1 protein-coding gene is annotated in these 1,880 nt (G+C 60.9%); it reads right to left on the reverse strand.

Features of this window, described 5'->3' with window-relative positions; translation table 11 throughout:
- Positions 1 to 1,649, reverse strand: a 1,649-nt coding sequence (locus tag K408_RS0136685; RefSeq protein ID WP_035698921.1) for a methyl-accepting chemotaxis protein, incomplete at its 3' end; no start/stop codon positions are given.
- Positions 1,650 to 1,880: the final 231 nt, after the last annotated feature.

Below are 1,880 nucleotides of genomic sequence, written 5' to 3' on the forward strand. Positions count from 1 at the left end.
TCGGTGGTGGCGCGGGCCTGGCCGACGGCGTCGCCGGCCATCCGCGCCGATTCCTGAACCTGACGACTGATCTCGCCGACCGAGGACGCCATCTCTTCCGTCGCCGAAGCCACCGACTGCACGTTGCCAGACGCCTGGTCCGATGCGGCGGCGACGACGGAGGCGAGCTGTTGCGCCCGCTCGGCGGTTGAACTCAACGATGTGGCCGAGCTTTCCAGCGCACCGGACGCGGCGGATACCGTCTCGACAATGCCGCCCACGGATGCTTCGAAACTGTCGGCCAACTCGCTCATCGTACGCTTGCGCTCGCGGTCGGCCGTCGCCTGATCCTGGGCGCGCTGTTCGATGCTGCTCTTCAGGTCACCTTGCATTGAGTTCAGCGACGTTGCGAGCCTGCCGACCTCGTCGGCCTGATCGACCTCGAGCTGCTGATTGAAGTCCCCCTTGGCGATACCATCGGCGAAATTGGCGCAATCCTGGATCGGCCGCGCGATCTTGCGTGCGGCGAACGAGATGAGGAAGATCGCCGCCAACACGATGATGAGTCCGACACTGAGCTGCCAGAACGTGCTGGATGTCGCACGGGCGCTAAGAGAGGCATCCAGTTGTCGCGCCGAGGCCAGCACCACCTCGCGCGGGATCGAGATCACGACCGACCACGCATTTTCGGTAAGCCCGAAACGCATGGGCGCGTAGATGTCGATATTGTCGAACTTGGGATCGTCCTGCACCGTACTCTTGCCCGCCTTGACGATGGCGAGGCTTTGGTTCCAATGCGGATCGGCCGCCGCGGCATTCTTTCCGATCAGGTCCTGGTTGGCGCTAAAGGCCACAATCAGGCCGGTGTCGTTGAGGATCGCGACCTTGCCCTTGCCCTCGAACAACGAGTCGTTGAGCTTGACGGCGAGCTTCTGCACGAAGTCGAGGTTGTAGTCGGCGCCGGCAACACCGCGGAATTTGCCGCCGACCATGATTGGAACCGACATGGTCGCCAGGAAAACCGACTTTCCCTGGACGATGTAAGGCAGCGGGCCCAGGATGTTCTCCTTACCCGTCGTGTTAGGATTGATGTACCAGGCCCCTTTTACGAGGCCGTTGGCGTGCCGCTCGCTGCTGTCATATTCGACGAGTGGCTGAACCGCGATGTCGCCGCTGGCGTTCCGTGTCCAATAGGGCAAGAAGCGGCCGGTGTTGTCCGATCCCATCTCCTTGCGTCCCTTGAACCCGGCATCATCGCCATCGAGCGCGCCGGGCTCCCAAGCCGAGTAGGTGCCGTTGAAGGCAGGGTTGCGCTCAAGCACGTGGCGCAGCAGCGCGTTGAACTGGACACGCCGGGACGCAATGGGGGTACCGGTCTTCTCGTCTGCCAGCGTCTCGAAGGCATGCGCCATAGTGCGCGCCGCGTCAAATCCGACCTCCAACTCTGCCTTAATAGCGTTTGATTCGTTGGAGGCTCGATTCATCAGGCTCTCCTTGGTCTGCTGGCTGACCAGCTGCATGACCTCGCGGGTCACGTACTGGTTCATGCTCTGGGTGGAGAAGAGACCGTAACCAATCAGGACGATACAGGTGACCACGAGACAAAGGCCGGCGATCAGAGCGATTTTCAGTTGGATGGAGCGAATGGCGGCAAAAGAAAATAGCTTCACGATGGAGTCTCCGAAACACTGCGGAGAAAGCTAAAGTTTCCTGAGTTCGAAACTCGTAAAGAACCGGAGCCGTACTACCCACGTGAAAAATATGTCAGTGCGGTCAGCACTTGCCTCAAACGAAAAGGGCGGCGCCGACAGCGCCGCCCTTGGAAATCAAGCGAGCGCGAACTACGCCGCGCGGACGTTGGCGAGGAACTTGCTGACCTCGTTCTTCAACCGTCCGGAATC

Origin of the sequence: Bradyrhizobium sp. in8p8 (assembly GCF_000426845.1) — a bacterium.
In the GTDB taxonomy this organism is placed as follows: Bacteria; Pseudomonadota; Alphaproteobacteria; order Rhizobiales; family Xanthobacteraceae; genus Bradyrhizobium; species Bradyrhizobium japonicum_C.